The organism is Hydrogenophaga sp. FG152, assembly GCF_057809615.1.
In genome coordinates this window covers 16,331-33,767 of sequence record NZ_JBMDKH010000020.1, presented here as the reverse complement: position 1 = coordinate 33,767, position 17,437 = coordinate 16,331, and the positions used below count along the sequence as shown (strand labels likewise).

Genomic DNA, 17,437 nt, shown 5'->3' with positions numbered 1-17,437 from the left:
CGCGGACACCCTGGACCAGTCGCTCCCTCGCGCCGGGTTTCAGCTCTTCTTGGTCGGGCGCTGCCAGCCGTCCAGCACCATCTGCTTGCCGCGCGCGACCGCGAGCGCGCCGGGCGGCGTGCTCTTGGTGAGGGTGGAGCCCCCACCCACCGTGCCACCCGCGCCGATGGTGATCGGCGCCACCAGCACGCAGTTGCTGCCCACGTGCACGTCGGCCTCGATCACCGTGCGGTGCTTGTTGGCACCGTCGTAGTTGGCGGTGATGCTGCCCGCGCCGTAATTCACCCGCTCGCCCACGGTGGCGTCGCCCAGGTAGGCCAGGTGGTTGGCCTTGGCACCCGCGGCGAGGGTGCTGTTCTTCACTTCCACGAAGTTGCCGATGTGCACCTCTTCGCCCAGCTGCGCGCCCGGGCGCAGCCGCGCGAACGGCCCCACCAGCGCGCCGCGCCCGACCGACACGCCCAGCTTCTCGCCATCGATGTGAGTGAAGGGATGGATCACCGCGCCCGCGTCGATGGCGGCGTTGGCGATCACGCAGTTCGCACCGATGCGCACGCCATCGCCGAGTTTCACGCGGCCTTCGAACACGCAGTTGACATCGATCTCCACGTCCTGGCCGCAGAGCAGTTCGCCGCGCACGTCCAGCCGCGCCGGGTCCGCCAGGCGCACGCCCTGCTCCATCAGGGCGTCGGCGAGCCGGCGCTGGTAGGCGCGCTCCAGCTCGGCCAGCTGCACCGGGCTGTTCACGCCCGCCACCTCGACCTCATCGCCCGTGGTCACGGCACGCACCACCAGGCCTTGCGCCACGGCATGTTTGACCACGTCGGTGAGGTAATACTCGCGCTGGCTGTTGTCGTTGGTCAGGCCTTGCAGCAGGGGCTTGAGCAGGGCAGCGGGCGCGGCCATGACGCCGCTGTACCACTCGGTGATGCGCCGCTGCGCCTCGTTGGCGTCCTTGTGTTCCACGATGGCATGCACCGAGCGGTCCGCATCCAGAGCGCGCACGATCCGGCCATAACCGGTGGCGTCACCACCCGTGTCCACGCTCAGCAGCGCGAGGTGCTGCCCGTCGCAAGCCTGCAGCAAGGTCTCCAGCGTGGCCTGTCCGATCAAGGGCACATCGCCGTTGAGGATCAGCACCACGCCATCGTCGGCCAGCACGGGCACCGCCTGCTGCACCGCGTGGCCGGTGCCCAGCTGGGGCTCCTGGCGCACGAAGCGCAGTTTCGGGGCGGCGCTGTCGCCGGTTGCCACGGGGGTCGTGAGGCCGGCCTCGACCTGCTCGGCGCCGTGGCCGGTGATCACCACCACCGATCGCGCGGACAACCGCGCTGCACAGTCGAGCACATGCTGGGCCAGTGCACGCCCGCCCAAACGGTGCAACACTTTGGGCCGAAGGCTCTTCATCCGCGTGCCTTTGCCGGCCGCCATCACCACCACATCCACAGGGAACGACATGAACACCTCTTGCAGAGACGGGTTGCACGGCGTTCTTGCCGGCCATCACCAGCCGGGCATTATCGCCCGCCGTGCGCTGCGCCTTGGCGCGCTGGTGACGCTGGCCATCCTCCTTGCTGCCTGCACCGCCACGCGCCTGGCCTACAACCAGGCGCCCACGCTGAGCTACTGGTGGATCGACCGCCACGTGGACCTGACGGACACACAGACCGCGCAGACGCGCGAAGACCTCAAGGCCTTCTTCCAGTGGCACCGTCGCCAGGAACTGCCCGTCTACGCCAGCCTGCTGCGCCAGTGGCAGACGATGGCGGTGGACCAGGTCTCGCCAGCGCAGGCCTGCGCGCAGTTCGAGGACATCCGCCAGCGGCTGGAGCGGGCCGCGGCCGAGACCGTGGAGCCGTTCGCGCGGCTGGCACTGCAGCTCACCCCGGATCAGTTGGAGAACCTGAAGAAGCAGCAGGCCGAGAGCAACGAGGAATTCGAGAAAGACTTCCTGCGCGGCAGCCCCGAGCGCCGCCTGAACAAGCGGCTGGACAAGGCCGTCGATCGCAGCGAATCGTTCTACGGCAAGCTCAGTCCGGCACAGCGCGACCTCCTTCGGGACTGGCTGCAGCAGTCGCCCTTCGACCCGCAACGCACCCAGGCTGAGCGCCTGCGCCGCCAGGCCGACCTGCTGCAGACGATCCGCGACGCGCAGGCCACGCCAGCCAAGGCAGAGCAACTGGTGCGCGAGCACATCGCGCGCATCCGCCAGTCGCCTGAGCCCGGCTACAACGCCTACAACCAGGCACTCGTGCGTCAGGGCTGCGCCCAGTTCGCCATGCTGCACAACGCCACCACGCCCGAGCAGCGCGCCAACGCCGTGCGCGTGCTCAAGGGTTATGAGGACGACCTGCGCACGCTGAGCGCGCAACGCTGAGCGCGCCAGTCCAGCCAGCACCAAAACCGCCCACGCCCGGCCCATCGGCCGGCGCGCTTTGGTGCGAGCCAGGCCTGCCGGCGCGCGTTGTGCGCACGCACCCGGTGCATCTGTCTTGCATACAAGGCTTGTATGGCCGTGGCACGGAATTCGCATGAAGAGGCCTCAAAGGTCTCTCATGGTCAGTTCCACCGACATCGCCCAACGCATCATCGAAGCCGTGCTGGCCCAGCGCCTGGCCCCGGGCACGCGCCTGGGCGAACAAAGCCTTTCGCTGCTGTTCGACTGCAGCCGAACGCTGGTGCGCGAAGCCCTGGTGCGGCTGGCCGCGCGCGGCATCGTCACCGTGAGTTCGCGCCGGGGCTGGTACGTGGTGCAACCCTCGCACGAAGAAGCGCGCGAGGCTTTCGAGGCGCGCCGGGTCATCGAGACCGGCCTGATCCGCAGCACGGTGCAGATCGACAAGGCCGCCCTCAGGCGCCTGCGCCAGCACCTCAAACAGGAGCAGGCCGCGCTCAAGGGCGATGACGTGGGCCAGCGCAGCTACCTGCTGGGCGACTTCCACGTCTGCCTGGCCGAATGCCTGGGCAACCAGCTGCTGGCCGACACGCTGCGCGACTTCACCGCGCGCACCACCCTCATCGCCATGCTCTATCAGAGCACCCACGACGCCGTGCAGTCCTGCCAGGACCACATGGACATCGTCACCGCGCTGGAGCGCGGCGACGCGGCCACCGCCGAGCGCCTGATGGCCGCGCACATCGGCCAGGTGCAGGCCGCCCTGCGCCTGGGCCCGGCAAGCGACCCGCTGGCCAACCTGCGCGAAGCCCTGGCACCGGTGCGCGAAGCCGGCGCACGCGGCAGGAAAAAACCCCCTTCATCCCCCCCGAGCGACACCTACCTAGGAGCCCTGCTATGACCGCCCTCACCAAACGCGCCCTTCTCGCCTCCACCGTGGCCCTCGCCGCCACACTCGGCCTGGGCCAGGCCCATGCCCAGACCGCGCTCGACACGGTGATGAAGAACAAGCTCATCAAGATCGCCATCCCGACCGACTTTCCGCCGTATGGCTTCGTCGGCATCGACCTCAAGCCCCAGGGCCTGGACATCGACACCGCCAACCTCATCGCCAGCAAACTGGGCGTGAAGGTCGAACTGGTGCCGGTGACCAGCACCAACCGCATCGCCTACCTGCAGACGAAAAAGGCCGACCTGGTGATCTCCACGCTGGGCAAGAACCCGGAGCGCGAAGCGGTGATCGACTTCACCGCGGCCTACTCGCCCTTCTTCCAGGCGGTGTTCGCCGCCAAGTCGATGAAAGTGGCCAGCTTCGCCGACCTCGCAGGCAAGTCTGTGGCCGTCACGCGCGGCGCCATCGAAGACCAGGAACTGAGCAAGGTCGCACCGCCCGCGGCCGACATCAAGCGCTTCGAGGACAACAACGCCACCGTCTCGGCCTTCGTCTCAGGCCAGACGCAGCTCATCGCCACCGGCGCCTCGGTGGCCGGCAACATGATGGCGCGCAACCCGCAGCTGGGCGCCGAATACAAACTGCTCCTCAAGGACAGCCCCAACTTCATCGGTGTGGCCAAGGGTGAAGACGCGCTGCGCCTGAAGGTCAACGAGATCCTGGCCAATGCCAAGAAGGCCGGCGACCTCGACACCCTGGCCAAGAAGTGGCTCGGCCGCCCCGCCGGCAACCTCCCTGAATAAGCACGCATCGAGACCCGCTTCATGGGCATCGAACTCGACTTCCCGGCCGTGCTCGCGCAGTGGCCGCTGCTGGCCAAGGGCGTGCTCTGGACGCTGGGCCTGACCGCCGTCTCGGCCGTGATCGGCCTGCTCGTGGGCACCGCCTGCGCGTGGGCGCGCAGCAGCGGGCCGCTGGCGCTGCGCTGGATCGCCGGCACCTACGTGGAGCTGATCCGCAACACGCCCTTCATCGTGCAGCTGTTCTTCGTGTTCTTCGGCCTGCCGGCCGCGGGCGTGAAGCTCACGCCCGAGATCGCCTCGGTCATCGCCATGGTGATCAACCTTGGCGCCTACGCGGCCGAGATCATCCGCGCCGGCATCGAAGCCACGCCCAAGGGCCAGTTCGAGGCCGCGGCCAGCCTGGCGCTCTCTCGCGTGCAGACATTCCTGCACGTGGTGCTGCCACCGGCGCTCAGGAAGGTGTGGCCCGCGCTCACCAGCCAGATCATCATCGTCATGCTCGGCTCGGCGGTGTGCGGCCAGATCTCCACCCAGGAGCTCAGCTACGCCGCCAACCTGATCCAGAGCCGCAACTTCCGGGCCTTCGAGGCCTTCATCGTCGCCACCGGCATCTACCTGCTGCTGTCGATTGGCGTGCGCGCACTGCTCAACTGGGCCGGGCCCCGCTACCTGTTCGGAGGAAGACGATGAGCCCCACACTCACTTCGTTCGTTGCCCCTCAGGGGCACGCCATGCCCTTCGGGCGGCCGGGCGGGCCTTGCCATGGTTGACTTCACCCTCTGGGACATCGTGCGCAACCTGCTCCTGGCCGCGCGCTGGACCGTGGCGCTCTCGCTGATTGCCTTCATCGGCGGCGGCATCGTGGGCATGGCCCTGCTGGTGGCGCGCACCGCGCGCTGGCCTGGCGCCGAAACCTTCGTGGCGGGCTACGTGCAGCTCTTCCAGGGCACGCCCCTGCTGATGCAGCTGTTCCTGGCCTACTTCGGCCTGGCCCTGTTCGGCTACGAGACCTCGGCCTGGACGGCGGCCTCCGTGGCACTCACGCTCTACACCAGTGCCTTCCTGGTGGAGATCTGGCGCGGCTGCGTGGCCGCTGTGCCCAAGGGCCAGTGGGAGGCGGCGCAAAGCCTGGCACTGAACTTCGGCGAGCAACTGCGCTACGTCGTGCTGCCGCAGGCCTCCCGCATCGCCATCGCGCCCACCGTGGGTTTCCTGGTGCAGGTGATCAAGGGCACGGCGCTGGCCTCGGTGATCGGTTTCGTCGAGCTCACCAAGGCCGGCACCATGATCACCAACGCGACCTTCGCGCCCTTCCTCGTCTACAGCTGCGTGGCCCTGATGTATTTCGCGCTGTGCTTCCCCGTGAGCCTGTATGCGCGCACCCTGGAAAGGAAACTGAATGCAAACAACCGCTGAAGCGCCCGCCACCACCGCTGTGCGCACCATCGTCGACATCAAAGCGCTGCGCAAGTCCTATGGCAGCAACGAGGTGCTCAAGGGCATCGACCTGCAGGTCAAGGCCGGCGAGGTGATCGCCATCATCGGCAAGAGCGGATCGGGCAAGAGCACGCTGCTGCGCTGCATCAACGGGCTGGAGGTGTTCCAGGCCGGCTCGCTCAGCGTGGACGACAGGCCCCTGCTGCACAAGGACGCCTCCGCCATGCGCGAACTGCGCCAGCACGTGGGCATGGTCTTCCAGAACTTCAACCTGTTCCCGCACCTGAGCGTGGGCCGCAACGTGATGCTCGCGCCCGGCCTGGTGAAAAAAGTCGCCAGCGCCGAAGGCGCCGAGCGCGCGCGGCAACTGCTGCACCGCGTGGGCCTGGGCGAGAAGTTCGATGCCTTCCCCGACCAGCTCTCCGGCGGCCAGCAGCAGCGCGTGGCCATCGCGCGCGCCCTGGCCATGCAGCCCAGCGTGCTGCTGTGCGACGAGATCACCTCGGCGCTCGACCCCGAGCTCGTGGGCGAGGTGCTGCGCGTGGTGGAGTCGCTGGCCGACGAGGGCATGACTTTGCTGATGGTCACGCATGAAATGGGGTTTGCGCGCAAGGTGAGCGACCGCGTGATCTTCATGCACCAGGGGCGGGTGCACGAGATGGGGCCACCCGCGAAGCTGTTCGGCTCACCCGAAACGCCGGAACTGCAGCAGTTCCTGTCGTCGATCCACGATTAGGAGGCCCAGCGCATCCAGCCCCACACCACGGCCAGCGTGAGCAGCGTCACCGGAATGCCGGTGACCGCGTGGCGCTTCCAGTCGATCACGATGCCTTGCTGGCGCGCCAGGTCGGCCACGATCAGGTTGGCGATCGAGCCCACCAGCAGCAGGTTGCCCGCGAAGGTGGTCACCAGCGCGAGCATCGCGCCGGCCTGCGCGCCGCTGCCGCCCAGGTGCGGCAGCAGCAGCATCACCGCCGGCACGTTGGACACCAGGTTGGACAGCACCGCGCTCACCACCAGCAAGGGCCCCGGCTCGGCCAGGTGCACGCCCTGCGTGCCCAGCCAGGCCACCGCCTGCGCGGCCAGGCCGGTGGTCTCGAACGCGTGGTTCACCACGAACAGGCCCATGAACAGCAGCAGCAGCGGCCAGTCGATCAGGCCCAGCACGTGCGAGGAATGCAGCCGCCGGCTGAGCAGCAACAGGCCCGCGCCCACCAGGGCCGCCACGTCGCGCGGCCAGTCGGTGAACAGGAAGATCAGCATCAGCGCGCCCGCCACCAGCAGGCCCTTGGTGGTCTGCCAGGCATCGAAGGCGGGCTCTTCGGGCGGCGCTTCGGCCACGGCAGCGAAAGACAGGCCGGCCGCCTCGGGCGCGGACGCGGTGCGCGCACCGGGCCCGAAGGCGAGCCAGAGCCACAACAGCAGCAGGCTGATCAACACCGGCGCCAACGCCTGCCGCACATAACCGCCAAAAGGCAGCTGCAGCACCGAGCCGATCAGCATGTTCTGCGGGTTGCCGATCAGCGTGGCGGCCGAGCCGATGTTGGCTGCGCAGGCCAGGCCGATGAGGAATGGCAGCGGGTTGATGCCACGCTGCAGGCACAGCCGCGCCACCACCGGCGTCATGGCCAGGCAGATGATGTCGTTGGAGAACACCGCCGAGAGCGCGCCCGAGACCACGATCAGCGCGGCCAGCAGGCCATTGCGTGACAGCGGCAGCGCGCCCACCCGCCGCGTCACCGCACCATAGAAGCCGCCCAGGCGCATCTGCGCCGAGACCACCATGAACGCGAACAGCAGCACGATGGTGGGCAGGTCCACCGAGCGCGCCGCGTCCTCCACCGGCAGGCCGCTCAGGCCAATGACCGCGATGGCGCCGAGCAGGGCCACGCCCGAGCGGTCCAGCTTCAGGCGCGGCAGGCCGCCCAGGAACATGCCCAGGTAGACAACGGCGAAAACCGCGACGATGCCCCAGTCGGTGGCGGTGTGGTGAAGAGCGGAAGTGGTCGGCATGCCCTGCGGATCGTAGCTCGAGCGGGCCGGCGCTCAGGTGGCGCGCGGCACCACGCGGATCGCGCCCGGGTAACTGGCCGGGGCCATGCGCCCGTACAGCAGCGCGACGATGGCCACGCAGGCCAGGTGCATCAGCCAGCCGGCGCGAAAGCCTCCCGTCGCGTCGCGCAGCAAGGCGATGACCCAGGGCGGGCTCGCGGCGATCAGGAAGCCGCCGCCCTGCATCAGCGCCGACAGCGCCCCCGCCTGCCCGGGATCGGGCAGGTGCTCCAACGCCACGATCAGGGACAGCGCGAAGCAGCCCCCCAGCCCCGCGCCCAGCAGCACCACCCAGGCCAGAGGCGCCGCATCGGGCCACAGCGCCAGCGCGGCGAAACCGATGGCCTGCAGGGCCAGCGTGAACCACAGCCAGGGCCGGCGGTCTTTGTGCCGGCCAGCCAGCATCGGCAGCCCCAGGGCCGCCAGCGCCTGGCTCAGCGCGAGCACGGCCAGCAGCGTGCCGCTGCCGGCCGCGCTCCAGCCATGCTCTTGGTAAAACGGCGCCAGCCAGGCCACAACCGTCGAATAGCCGCCGTTGACCAGGCCGAAACACAGCATCAGCAGCCAGACGCGCGGCCGCCGCAGGTAGGCCGTCACGGCCAGGCTGTTCTGGTGGTCCGGGGCGTCGGGCGGCAGGCTGCGCGCCGCCAGCGCCACGGCGAGCAGCGCGGGCACGGCCATCCAGGCCAGGCCCCAGTGCCAGTCGCCGCCGGCCGCCGCCGCCAGCGGCGCGACCTGCGCACCCAGCGCGCCGCCGCCCATCAGCATCGCCGAATACAGGCCCATCACCACGCCGACATGGCGCGGGAACTGCCGCTTGACGATGCCGGGCAACAGCGCCTGCACCACCGCCGCACCCAGCCCCAGCACGGCGGCGGTGCCCACCAGTTGCCAGCCGCTGTGGGTGAAGAGGCGAAGCGCGGAGCCCACGGCCAGCAGGATCAGCGCGGCCACCACGGCGCGCCGGGCACCGAAGCGACCCTGCAGCCAGGGGCCCGCAAAGGCGAACACCCCCATCAGCAGCATCGGCACCAGCGTCAGCAGCGCCAGGCCTCTGAGGCCGAGCCCGGTGTGCCGGCCGATGTCGGCCGCCAGCGGCCCGATGCCGGCCATGAACGGCCGCAGGTTGAGCGCGATCAAGGCCACTGCCAGGAGCAGCCAGCGGGCGTTCACCTTCACGGGCCTAGGCCTTCCGGGTCTGCGCCTGCGCCCATTGCGCATACAGATCAGGGCGCGGCAACGGCAGGTGGCGAATGTGCATGGACTGCTCGGCCAAGGGCTTGGCGAGGTCTTCGTAGATCGCCGCCGAGGACAGCCCGTACGGCGCGCCCTCCTCGTTGGAATAGGCGTAGGCGACCCGCACCACGCCGGCCAGCCGCATCGCCGCTAGGCACATGGGGCAGGGGTGGCCGCTGGCGTAGACGGCGCAGCCGCTCAGGTCGGGCGATCCGAGCCGGCGGCTGGCGGCGCGAAGGGCCGACATCTCCGCGTGGGCCGTCGGGTCGTGGGTGGCCATGATCTCGTTGACGCCGGTGGCCAGCACCTCGCCACCGCGCACCACCACCGCGCCGAACGGGCGGCCGCCCTGGGCAATGTTGTCGCGCGCCAGTTCGATGGCCTGGTGCAGGAAGCGGGTATCTGTGTCGCTCATGAGGCTTCAGCGCGCGTGGGCGGCCAGCAGCATCGCTTCGATCGGCTTCTGGCCTTTGGTGCGGGCATGGCGCAGCGGCGTGACGCCGTCCTTGTCCGCCAGGTTGACATTGGCGCCGGCCTTCACGAGCAGGGCCACGATCTGCTGGTGGCGCTCGCCACCGTCGCCCAGGATGATGGCCTCCAGCAGCGCGGTCCAGCCGAGCCGGTTGACGTGGTCGACCACGACACCCGCCTCGATCAGCGTGCGCACCGTCTCCACATGGCCGCGCTCGGCCGCCGGAATGAGCGCCGTGCCGCCGTAGCGGTTGGTGCTCTTGAGATCGGCGCCGTGCGACAGCGTCATCTTCAGGATGGCCAGGTGCCCCCGGGCTCCCGCGTAGAGATAAGGGCTGTCGCTGATGCCGTCCTTGGCATTGACGTCGGCGCCGGCCTCGATCAAGGCGCGGGCCGCCTCGACCTGGTTGGCGTGGGTAGCGACCAGCAGCGCGGTCGCGCCACTGCCGTCGCGCGCGTCGATCGGCGCGCCCTCGGCCAGCAGCCGGCGGATGCCGGCGGCGTCGTTCCGGCTGGCCGCGGCGTGCAAGGGGAGCACACTCCCGGACTCGCTCCCGGACGAAGCAAACGGAAGTGCGGCGAAAGAGGCAAGCAGGGATCGGCGAAGCATGGGCGCACTGTAGGCAACACCGCCAACATTTGGAAGTTAAATGTTAGGATGAATTGCATCCATTTTCTGAATACCCATGCTCGACCCCCGCCTGCTGCGTGCTTTTGCCGCCATCGTCGATGCGGGCAGCTTCACGCTCGCGGCCGACCGTTTGAGCATGACGCAGTCCACCATCAGCCAGCAGCTGGCCCGGCTCGAAGACGCCGTCGGCCAGGTCTTGATCGATCGCACCGCGCGGCCCATCCAGCCCACGGCGCCCGGTGAGCGGTTGCTGGGCTACGCCCGCAGGATCCTCGCCCTGCAGCAGGAGGCTGCCTCGGCGCTCGGCGACCCGGCGGGCACCGTGTCCCTTCGCATCGGCGTGCCGGAAGACCTCGTCAGCGCCGCGATGGCACAGGCGTTCGCCGATTTCGCACGGCGCCACCGCGAAATCCACCTGGACGTGACGGCCGGCCTGAGCCGCGACCTGATCCGGCGCTACCGCGCCGGTGAGCTGGACACCGCCATCGCCAAGGAGCCCGTCGCCGGCGCCGATCACCGCGCGAGCTTTCCCGAACCCATGGCGTGGTTCGAGAGCGCCGATGCTCCGCCGGCCTGGCCCCACCCGCTGCCGCTGGTGGCCTTTCCGCCGGGCGGCCTCTACCGGGAGGCCATGTTCGAGCGCGTGGAGCAGGAACAGCACCGCTGGTACCTCGCCTTCACCGGCAACAGCCTGCACAACGTGCTGGTGGCCGTAGAGGCCGGGCTCGGCCTGTCACTGCTGCCCGTGAATGCGGTGGCCGGCTACCGCGTGCGGCGCAGTGCGGCATTCCAGGGCGAGCCGCCCATCGCAGTCTCCATCTACGCCCGGGAGGGCACGGGTCCCCTGTCCGAACTGGTCGACCAGATGGCCGCCGTGCTGGCCGCCCGATGCGGGCAGCACGGCTAGGCGTGCATCAGCCCTGCAAGGCGCTTTGCGCTTGTAGGTCTGCCCGCTTCGCGGTCAGCCCTGCAAGGCTGCCCACATTTCCTTGTCGCGCTCGGCCGTCCAGATGCGCGGGTTCTTGATGCCCTTGGCTTCGTCGTAGGCGCGGCTCACGTCGAACGGCAGGCAGTGTTCGTAGATGAACACATGGCCGAACACCGGGTCCATGCTTTTGCGGGTGTGGGCCATGGCGGCCTTCAGGTCCATGCCGGCGGCGGCGGCTTCCTTGCCGGCCTGGAACAGCGTGGTCACCCAGCGCTTGGTGTAGTCCAGCGCCTTGTCCACATCGGCGCGGCCCTTCATGGCTTCACCACGGCCGGGCACGATGGCCTCAGCCTTGAGTGCGCGCAGGGCTTCGAGCGTGGCGGGCCATTCCTCCAGCTGCGCGTCGCCGGTGTACACGCCGGCTTCGTATTCCACCAGGTCGCCGCTGAACAGCACCTTTTCTTCTTCCACCCAGGCGATGGTGTCACCGCGCGTGTGGCCCTGGCCCGGGTGCCAGATCTCAACCTTCACGCCGCCCAGGTCCACCGTCAGCGAACCCTGGCGGCCCGGCTGGCCATCGCCCACCACCAGCGTCGGCCAGGTCAGGCCGGGCACGCTCTCGGAGCCCCGGAACAGGCGCGGGAAACGCTCCATCTCGCTCTGCATGTCCTCGGCGCCGCGCTCCACGATGAGTTCGTAGGTGCCGCGGCTGGCGATCACTTCGGTCGCGCCCTCGGCCACATAGGCGCTCGCACCCAGCACGCGCACCGCGTGGTAGTGGGTCAGCAGCACGTACTTGATGGGTTTGTCGGAGACGGTGCGGATCTGCCTGATCAGGTCCTGCGCCATGGCCGGCGTGGCCGTGGCGTCGCTCACCATGATGAACTTCTCGCCAATGATCACGCCCGAGTTCGGGTCGCCTTCGGCGGTGTAGGCCCAGCAATGTTTGCTGAGCTGTTCGAAAGTGGTTTTCTTGTCGTCCAGGTCGGCCTGGGAGGCGAAGGCTTTGCTCATGGGGGGTCTCCTGTGGGGAAGCACAGATTTTACCTAAACGAAATCAATTACGCATGCGTAAATCATGATGCCCCCGTGGGGCCACCGGACAAACCCCGTTCCAGCATCTGCACCACCTCCTCGGCGAAGGCGCTGTAGCTCATGGGGCCGCCCGGGCGCAGCCAGGTGAAGGTCCAGTTGATCATGCCGAACAGCATCATGGTCAACGCGGTCTGGTTGTCCGGGGTCACGCGCTCGGGATAGGCGCGGATGATGAAACGGGTGAACGCCGCCACCACATCGCGCTGTCGGTTGACGATCAGCATGCGCTGCACGGGGCCGAGGAACTTGGTGTCGGACACCAGGGCGATGTGGCGCGTGGCCGAGGTTTCGTACTCGGCCAGGAAGGCCCGCACCAGCTCGCTCAGGGCGTCGCGCTCGCTCAGGTTCTTGCGTTGCGCGCGCGCCTCGGCCTCGCCGATGAGGGCGAGCAGGCGCTGGGTGTAGCGGTCGAGCAGGTCGAACAGGATCGCTTCCTTGCTCTCGTAATAGTGGTAGAGCCGCGCCTTGCTGGTGCCGCAGGCGGCGGCGATCTCGTTCATGCTGGTGGCGGGAAAACTCTGCGCGGCGAAGCAGCGCGCCGCGACGTTCTGGATTTCGTCGCGCCTGAGCTCGTGGGATGCGGATTTTGGTCGGGCCATCGGCGCATTCTGCCGGATGGCGCCCTAAGATCCGGCCATGGTCAAACCCGTCGATCCCTTCGCCCAACACGCCTGCGAACTGCTCTCGGGCGTGGGGCCGTGCGTGCCCAAGCGCATGTTCGGCGGCTGGGGCATTTCCACCGACGGCATGAACATCGCCATCATTGCCTGGGACACGCTGTTCCTCAAGACCAACGCCGAAACCGAGCCGCGCTGGCTGGCCGCCGGCGGCCGGCCCTTCGTGTACGAATTCAAGGGCAAGCCCGGGAAACTGAACTACCACACGCCGCCGGACGAGGCGCTGGAGTCACCCGCGCTCATGCTGCCCTGGGCGAGGCTCGCGCTGGAAGCGGCCGTGGCGGCGCGCAAACCCAAAAAACAAAGGCCGCGCAAATAGGCGCGGCCTTTTGAGGGCGCAGGGGTGCCAGCGCTCAGGAGCGGTGGGACTCGCAGGTCGCCGGCACGCGGCTGCGGCCCGTCACCAGGTACCCGCCGTAGCCGAACAGACCGCGCATCAGCCGAGCCAGGGCCCAGCCGGCCTGGCTCAGGGCCAGCGCGAGTTCGCGCGACGGCGCCACCACCTCGCGGCCGAAGCGGTCGGGTCGGGTCACCGCCTGGGCCTGGGGCTCGGCGAACCAGTCGAAGCGCACCGGGCCGGCACTGACCGGCTGCCAGGGCTCCATCACCAGCCGGGCACCGGCCGGCACCACCAGGCTTTCGCCCGCGGCCAGCATCACGTCACCCGACTCGTTGCCCGCACCCTGGTGAGGCAAACCCAGCGTCACCCACGCCCGGCCCTGCGTGATGTGCAGGCGGCTCGACACCTGCGGGCGCAGGGTCATCGCGCGGCGCGCGTCGAGGCGCCAGCCGCGCATGGCGGCAGGGCAGGCAACGCGATCGGACACAACGGCAACAGGGATGGAAACGGTGTTCATGAGAGGCTCCTGGGGTAGGGACGATGGCTCATCCTGGGAATGAATGTTCGGGCCGAACGCCCTCTGCGTCCAATGAATACGCAGTAAGCTATTGATTCGCTAACCGCATCAATGCCCGGAGCCCCCATGCAGCTCACCAGCAGCCACCCCCGCACCCGCCCCATTGCAGCCGGGCACCTGCGCGCCTTCGAAGCCGTGGCCCGCCACCTCAACTTCCGCGCCGCCGCCGAAGAACTCTCGCTCACGCAAAGCGCGGTCAGCCGGCAGATCCAGGCGCTCGAAGACGAGGTCGGCACCGCCCTCTTCCTGCGCCACACGCGCGCGGTCGAACTCACCAGCGCGGGCTCGCAACTGCTGCGCGCCTCCAGCATGGCGCTGGAGCGCATCGACGCGGCCGTGCGGCAGATCCGCCAGAGCGCGGGCCGCAAGGGCGTGGCCATCACCACCTGGGCCTCATTCGCCTCCATGTGGCTGATCCCGCGCCTCGAAGCCTTCCAGCGCGACCACCCCGACATCGACATCCGCATCGACGCCACCGACAACGCCGTGGACCTCGCCACCTCCGACGTGGACCTCGCCCTGCGCTACGCCGTGCCACAGGCCATGCCCGCCGACGCGCAGCGCCTCTTCGGCGAACAGCTCACGCCCGTGGCCAGCCCCTGGCTGCTCAAGACCCAGCCCATCCACAGCATTGAAGACCTCTCGCGCTGCGCCCTCATCGAGGCCGGTGACGCGCACCGCACGCGCCACCTCGAATGGCTCACCTGGCAACGCTGGCTCGACACCTTCGGCAACAAGCCCACCGCCCCGGCCGGCAAACGCGGCGGCCGCGCCACGCCGGCCAAACTCTCGCCGCAGCGCTGGATGTATTTCAACTACGCCAACCAGATCGTGCAGGCCGCGCTCACCGGCCAGGGCGTGGCGCTCGCACGCCTGCCGCTGGTGGCCGAGAGCCTGGCCAGCGGCGCCCTGGTCGAGCCCCTCCCCCACACGCGGCTGGACTCGCCGCTGGTGTACTGGCTGCTGGTCGCGCCGCGCAGCGCGCAGCGGCCCGAGGTCAAGGCCTTCTGCGAATGGCTGCTCAAGCAGGCCGCCGAGACGCGCGAAGCCATCGGCGATGTGCCCGACCCCGACACAGTGGACCAGATGGACTGAGGCGCGGTGGTGCCTGCGCGATTGCGCGCGCTCAGGCACACTCCGGCGCTTTCCCATCCGAAGTCTTCATGTCGTCCTCTCAGCACCTCGCCGCCGGCAACCTGCGCAGCATCACCTTCATGCTCGTGGCCGTGGGCTTCTTCGCGTTCATGGACGCGGTGCTCAAGACCCTCTCCGCCACCTACCCGGTGCTGCAGATCGCCGCGCTGCGCGGCCTCACCGCCCTGCCGCTGGTGCTGCTTTACATCGCGTGGCGCGGTGGCTGGCACACCTTGCTCAAGGTCCGCTGGCCGCTGCACCTGCTGCGTGGCGTGCTGGGCATCACCATGCTGGCGCTGTTCACCCTGGGCGTGCGCGAGCTGCCGCTGTCGGCCGCATACACGCTGTTCTTCATCTCGCCGCTGCTCATCACCGCACTCTCTGTGCCCGTGCTCAAGGAGCGCGTGCCCAAGGCGCACTGGTGGGCGATTGCCATCGGCTTCGTGGGCGTGCTCATCGCGCTGCGCCCCAGCGGCGGCGACCTGCAGGCCGGCTTCGTCACCCTCGGCGGCCTCGCCACGCTGGGCGCGGCCCTGTGCTACGCGATCTCGGCCGTGGTCGGGCGCCTGGCCACCCGCACCGACAGCAGCGAGAGCATGGTGTTCTGGATGATGGTGTTCATGGCCCTCGGCGCGGGCGCGCTCTCCTGGGCCGAGTGGGTGCCGATCCGGCGCAGCGACGCGCTGTTGCTGGTGGCCCTGGCCGTCACCGGCTTCTGCGGCCAGCTCGCCATCACCGAGGCCTTCCGCCACGGCCAGGCCTCGGCCGTGGCCCCCTTCGAGTACAGCGCGCTGGCCTGGGGCCTGGGGCTGGACTGGCTGATCTGGCACACCCTGCCCAGCGCGCACACCTGGGTGGGCGCTGCCATCATCGTGGGCAGCGGGCTGTACCTCGTGCGGCGCGAGAAGCGCATCACCGAAGTACACGCGAACGCCGGCCACCCCTGATCAGCCGGGGCAAGCGCCCTCGTCCACTAGACACCCACCTGTTCCAGCAGCGTCTGCACCAGCATCCTTTGCTCGAAGGGAAGCTGGCCGGCGGCATTCGAAAGCGCTTCATGCGCCACCATCCTCGCCTCGCTGCCCAGGCCATACAGGCCAAGGATCAACGTCTTCAAGACCTCTTCCTGCCTTTCGACCATGGGATCGACCGCGGCCAGAAGCGCATGGAGCACCCGAAGTTTCGACAGATCGTCGGGCAGCAAGCCCAGCCCCCCGGCCAGCGCAACCAGCGGCTGCGCCTGCTGGATGCCAGGCAGTTCCTTGATGCTCTCCAACACCACATCAAACGCTTCCATGCGGAGATCATCGGAAAGGCTGCGCAGACTCCTGGCCAAGCAGGTCATAGGCCCGCTGCGCAGCCCGGCTGGCGCCTCGCGCACCATGGCCAGCAGCGTGTGGAACCGGTCTGGCAACGATTCTTCCGAAAGCGCCGCCAATGACGCGACCAGTTCGACGACAACCAGCCATCGCTCATGGGGCGGCATTTGCTTGGCGAGGGTCAGGGCGGTATCGAATAGATCGTCCCGGTCTTCTCGCGATATTTCCGAGAAGCAGTCCAGAAGAGCGATCAGTGGCGGGCGCTGGAAATGCACCGGCATCATCTCGATGAGCACACGGCTCTGGTCAACCACACGCATTCTGTCCTTCAGATCGAAGAGGCGGCTCAGCTTCTCCAACAAGACGGCCAAAGGATGTCCCTGCATGTATCCGCCGAGGTTTCCGATCCGGGCCAGAAACTCCTGAAACGCCGACATCACTTCACTTTGCGGCCGCAACACCGAGAAGTGGCGCCGGATGTCCAGGGCCAGCCGCCGATCCTCGGTGACCTGTCGAAATGAGCGGTTGACGGCCCCCGCCACCCGCACGTCCTCATCGGCGAGGTAGCTCGCGATCTGGCGGACCAGCGGCCGGGGCAAGGTCTGGAGCCCGGCAACGCGGGTGTCGGCAGTTGCACCCATTGAGGTATTCAGGGGATTCATGTTCAAACAGTCTTTGATGCCCAGCATGGCGCTGGAAGACATGAGTGATCCACCCCCTCTCCAAGTTCGCCGTGCGACCGGCACGGCGCCCTTCGTCAGCGCTCAGGCCACATCACGCCCGTGTCGCTCAGAATCGCGTCCAGCGGCACATCGTGGATCTCGGGCTTGAGGTAGGGCAACCAGCCGAAGTCGTACCCCAGGCCCACCGTGAAAGGCTTGGGTTTCAGGCTGGCGAGCGTGCGGTCGTAGAAGCCGCCGCCGTAGCCCAGCCGGAACCCGCCGGGCCCGTAGCCCACGCAGGGCACGAAGATCAGCGAGGGCTGCACGATCTCGGTGTCCTTCGGCTTCGGAATACCGAAGGCGTCCTCCTCCATCGGACAACCCGGGTACCAGGTGTAGAAGGTCAGCGTCTTGTCCACCTTGTTCACCACCGGCAGGCCGATGCGCCGGTGCTGCTGCTGCCCTTGCGCGTCCTCCTCCAGGCCGGCCTCCTGCCAGCGAAACAGCGCCGGCAGCGGATCGAACTCGCCCTTGATCGGCCAATACGCGCCGATGACGGTGTCGGGCCGGTGGATCAGCCACACGCGCATGACCCGCTGCAGCAGGTCGTTGCGCCAGGCGCGATCGGCCAGGGACTGTCGTTTTTCAATCAGCGATTTGCGCCATTCGACCTTCAGCGCAGCCGCCGATCCGTCGCCCGGCGAAGCGTGGGGTTTGTGGGGACTCTGACCGTCTTTGTTGTCCATAATCGACACATGAATCTGGTTGATGAGAAACAGGGCAGCGCG

At 68.5% G+C, this 17,437-nt stretch carries 20 protein-coding genes; 10 read left to right on the top strand and 10 right to left on the bottom strand.

Annotated elements, in window-relative coordinates; genetic code table 11:
- Positions 1-39: 39 nt before the first annotated feature.
- Positions 40-1,458, bottom strand: a complete 1,419-nt coding sequence (gene glmU / locus ACODTB_RS21380; protein WP_291121909.1) for a bifunctional UDP-N-acetylglucosamine diphosphorylase/glucosamine-1-phosphate N-acetyltransferase GlmU — start codon at positions 1,456-1,458, stop codon at positions 40-42.
- On the opposite strand from glmU, the gene ACODTB_RS21375 reads away from it, so the two are divergent.
- From ACODTB_RS21375 to ACODTB_RS21350, 6 genes are all read left to right on the top strand, one after another.
- Positions 1,457-2,377 (top strand): DUF6279 family lipoprotein, encoded by a 921-nt coding sequence (locus tag ACODTB_RS21375; RefSeq protein WP_291121907.1) that lies wholly within the window; start codon positions 1,457-1,459, stop codon positions 2,375-2,377. The genes glmU and ACODTB_RS21375 overlap by 2 nt on opposite strands.
- A gap of 178 nt (positions 2,378-2,555) precedes the next feature.
- Positions 2,556-3,296, top strand: coding sequence for a GntR family transcriptional regulator (locus tag ACODTB_RS21370; protein ID WP_291121905.1), 741 nt, complete (start codon positions 2,556-2,558; stop codon positions 3,294-3,296).
- On the top strand, positions 3,293-4,090 hold the full coding sequence (locus tag ACODTB_RS21365) for a transporter substrate-binding domain-containing protein (protein WP_291121903.1): 798 nt from the start codon (positions 3,293-3,295) through the stop codon (positions 4,088-4,090). Before ACODTB_RS21370 ends, ACODTB_RS21365 begins: the two co-directional genes overlap by 4 nt.
- A gap of 21 nt (positions 4,091-4,111) precedes the next feature.
- Positions 4,112-4,780, top strand: a complete 669-nt coding sequence (locus ACODTB_RS21360) for an amino acid ABC transporter permease (RefSeq protein ID WP_291121901.1) — start codon at positions 4,112-4,114, stop codon at positions 4,778-4,780.
- 72 nt (positions 4,781-4,852) lie between these two features.
- The gene (locus ACODTB_RS21355; protein ID WP_291121900.1) at positions 4,853-5,506 is read left to right on the top strand and encodes an amino acid ABC transporter permease; all 654 of its coding nucleotides are present in this window, start codon (positions 4,853-4,855) and stop codon (positions 5,504-5,506) included.
- On the top strand, positions 5,490-6,263 hold the full coding sequence (locus tag ACODTB_RS21350; RefSeq protein WP_291121899.1) for an amino acid ABC transporter ATP-binding protein: 774 nt from the start codon (positions 5,490-5,492) through the stop codon (positions 6,261-6,263). The genes ACODTB_RS21355 and ACODTB_RS21350 overlap by 17 nt, the downstream gene beginning before the upstream one ends.
- On the opposite strand, the gene ACODTB_RS21345 is transcribed toward ACODTB_RS21350, so the two are convergent.
- The 4 genes from ACODTB_RS21345 to ACODTB_RS21330 are packed head-to-tail and all read right to left on the bottom strand — an operon-like array spanning position 6,260 to position 9,896.
- Positions 6,260-7,540: an SLC13 family permease gene (locus ACODTB_RS21345; RefSeq protein WP_291121898.1), complete on the bottom strand. Its 1,281-nt coding sequence runs from the start codon at positions 7,538-7,540 to the stop codon at positions 6,260-6,262. The two genes, ACODTB_RS21350 and ACODTB_RS21345, sit on opposite strands and share 4 nt — an antisense overlap.
- A gap of 33 nt (positions 7,541-7,573) precedes the next feature.
- Positions 7,574-8,758: a cyanate transporter gene (locus ACODTB_RS21340; protein ID WP_291121897.1), complete on the bottom strand. Its 1,185-nt coding sequence runs from the start codon at positions 8,756-8,758 to the stop codon at positions 7,574-7,576.
- Positions 8,759-8,762: 4 nt separating this feature from the next.
- On the bottom strand, positions 8,763-9,230 hold the full coding sequence (locus ACODTB_RS21335) for a nucleoside deaminase (RefSeq protein ID WP_291121896.1): 468 nt from the start codon (positions 9,228-9,230) through the stop codon (positions 8,763-8,765).
- 6 nt (positions 9,231-9,236) lie between these two features.
- Positions 9,237-9,896, bottom strand: coding sequence for an ankyrin repeat domain-containing protein (locus tag ACODTB_RS21330; RefSeq protein ID WP_291121895.1), 660 nt, complete (start codon positions 9,894-9,896; stop codon positions 9,237-9,239).
- A 76-nt stretch (positions 9,897-9,972) separates the two neighbouring features.
- On the opposite strand from ACODTB_RS21330, the gene ACODTB_RS21325 reads away from it, so the two are divergent.
- On the top strand, positions 9,973-10,824 hold the full coding sequence (locus ACODTB_RS21325) for a LysR family transcriptional regulator (RefSeq protein ID WP_291121894.1): 852 nt from the start codon (positions 9,973-9,975) through the stop codon (positions 10,822-10,824).
- Between the two features lie 54 nt (positions 10,825-10,878).
- On the opposite strand, the gene ACODTB_RS21320 is transcribed toward ACODTB_RS21325, so the two are convergent.
- Positions 10,879-11,859 (bottom strand): MBL fold metallo-hydrolase, encoded by a 981-nt coding sequence (locus ACODTB_RS21320; protein ID WP_291118778.1) that lies wholly within the window; start codon positions 11,857-11,859, stop codon positions 10,879-10,881.
- 62 nt (positions 11,860-11,921) lie between these two features.
- Complete coding sequence (locus tag ACODTB_RS21315) at positions 11,922-12,539, bottom strand: TetR/AcrR family transcriptional regulator (RefSeq protein ID WP_291118781.1); 618 nt, start codon at positions 12,537-12,539, stop codon at positions 11,922-11,924.
- Between the two features lie 37 nt (positions 12,540-12,576).
- Between ACODTB_RS21315 and ACODTB_RS21310 the strand changes: the two genes are divergently transcribed.
- Positions 12,577-12,936, top strand: coding sequence for a TfoX/Sxy family protein (locus ACODTB_RS21310; RefSeq protein ID WP_291118784.1), 360 nt, complete (start codon positions 12,577-12,579; stop codon positions 12,934-12,936).
- A 34-nt stretch (positions 12,937-12,970) separates the two neighbouring features.
- Here the strand turns inward: ACODTB_RS21310 and ACODTB_RS21305 are convergent, their stop codons facing one another.
- Entirely contained in the window at positions 12,971-13,474 is a 504-nt protein-coding gene (locus ACODTB_RS21305; protein ID WP_291118787.1) for a DUF2917 domain-containing protein, read from the bottom strand.
- Positions 13,475-13,600: 126 nt separating this feature from the next.
- Between ACODTB_RS21305 and ACODTB_RS21300 the strand changes: the two genes are divergently transcribed.
- Positions 13,601-14,629, top strand: coding sequence for a LysR substrate-binding domain-containing protein (locus tag ACODTB_RS21300; protein WP_291118790.1), 1,029 nt, complete (start codon positions 13,601-13,603; stop codon positions 14,627-14,629).
- A gap of 68 nt (positions 14,630-14,697) precedes the next feature.
- Positions 14,698-15,615: a DMT family transporter gene (locus ACODTB_RS21295; RefSeq protein ID WP_291118793.1), complete on the top strand. Its 918-nt coding sequence runs from the start codon at positions 14,698-14,700 to the stop codon at positions 15,613-15,615.
- A gap of 26 nt (positions 15,616-15,641) precedes the next feature.
- Here ACODTB_RS21295 and ACODTB_RS21290 read toward each other — a convergent pair whose 3' ends face one another.
- Complete coding sequence (locus ACODTB_RS21290) at positions 15,642-16,691, bottom strand: F-box protein (protein WP_291118796.1); 1,050 nt, start codon at positions 16,689-16,691, stop codon at positions 15,642-15,644.
- A 53-nt stretch (positions 16,692-16,744) separates the two neighbouring features.
- Entirely contained in the window at positions 16,745-17,395 is a 651-nt protein-coding gene (locus tag ACODTB_RS21285) for a 5-formyltetrahydrofolate cyclo-ligase (RefSeq protein WP_291118799.1), read from the bottom strand.
- Between the last annotated feature and the right edge of the window lie 42 nt (positions 17,396-17,437).

What these genes read in the sequence shown, in the direction of transcription:
- ACODTB_RS21300 (WP_291118790.1), top strand. Translation starts at nt 13,601, where the DNA reads ATGCAGCTCACCAGCAGCCACCCCCGCACCCGCCCCATTGCAGCCGGG.
- ACODTB_RS21375 (WP_291121907.1), top strand. Translation starts at nt 1,457, where the DNA reads ATGAACACCTCTTGCAGAGACGGGTTGCACGGCGTTCTTGCCGGCCAT.
- ACODTB_RS21310 (WP_291118784.1), top strand. Translation starts at nt 12,577, where the DNA reads ATGGTCAAACCCGTCGATCCCTTCGCCCAACACGCCTGCGAACTGCTC.
- ACODTB_RS21355 (WP_291121900.1), top strand. Translation starts at nt 4,853, where the DNA reads ATGGTTGACTTCACCCTCTGGGACATCGTGCGCAACCTGCTCCTGGCC.
- ACODTB_RS21330 (WP_291121895.1), bottom strand. Translation starts at nt 9,896, where the DNA reads ATGCTTCGCCGATCCCTGCTTGCCTCTTTCGCCGCACTTCCGTTTGCT.
- ACODTB_RS21325 (WP_291121894.1), top strand. Translation starts at nt 9,973, where the DNA reads ATGCTCGACCCCCGCCTGCTGCGTGCTTTTGCCGCCATCGTCGATGCG.
- ACODTB_RS21295 (WP_291118793.1), top strand. Translation starts at nt 14,698, where the DNA reads ATGTCGTCCTCTCAGCACCTCGCCGCCGGCAACCTGCGCAGCATCACC.
- ACODTB_RS21305 (WP_291118787.1), bottom strand. Translation starts at nt 13,474, where the DNA reads ATGAACACCGTTTCCATCCCTGTTGCCGTTGTGTCCGATCGCGTTGCC.
- ACODTB_RS21335 (WP_291121896.1), bottom strand. Translation starts at nt 9,230, where the DNA reads ATGAGCGACACAGATACCCGCTTCCTGCACCAGGCCATCGAACTGGCG.
- ACODTB_RS21315 (WP_291118781.1), bottom strand. Translation starts at nt 12,539, where the DNA reads ATGGCCCGACCAAAATCCGCATCCCACGAGCTCAGGCGCGACGAAATC.
- ACODTB_RS21345 (WP_291121898.1), bottom strand. Translation starts at nt 7,540, where the DNA reads ATGCCGACCACTTCCGCTCTTCACCACACCGCCACCGACTGGGGCATC.
- ACODTB_RS21370 (WP_291121905.1), top strand. Translation starts at nt 2,556, where the DNA reads ATGGTCAGTTCCACCGACATCGCCCAACGCATCATCGAAGCCGTGCTG.
- ACODTB_RS21365 (WP_291121903.1), top strand. Translation starts at nt 3,293, where the DNA reads ATGACCGCCCTCACCAAACGCGCCCTTCTCGCCTCCACCGTGGCCCTC.
- ACODTB_RS21360 (WP_291121901.1), top strand. Translation starts at nt 4,112, where the DNA reads ATGGGCATCGAACTCGACTTCCCGGCCGTGCTCGCGCAGTGGCCGCTG.
- ACODTB_RS21285 (WP_291118799.1), bottom strand. Translation starts at nt 17,395, where the DNA reads ATGGACAACAAAGACGGTCAGAGTCCCCACAAACCCCACGCTTCGCCG.
- ACODTB_RS21320 (WP_291118778.1), bottom strand. Translation starts at nt 11,859, where the DNA reads ATGAGCAAAGCCTTCGCCTCCCAGGCCGACCTGGACGACAAGAAAACC.
- ACODTB_RS21290 (WP_291118796.1), bottom strand. Translation starts at nt 16,691, where the DNA reads ATGTCTTCCAGCGCCATGCTGGGCATCAAAGACTGTTTGAACATGAAT.
- glmU (WP_291121909.1), bottom strand. Translation starts at nt 1,458, where the DNA reads ATGTCGTTCCCTGTGGATGTGGTGGTGATGGCGGCCGGCAAAGGCACG.
- ACODTB_RS21350 (WP_291121899.1), top strand. Translation starts at nt 5,490, where the DNA reads ATGCAAACAACCGCTGAAGCGCCCGCCACCACCGCTGTGCGCACCATC.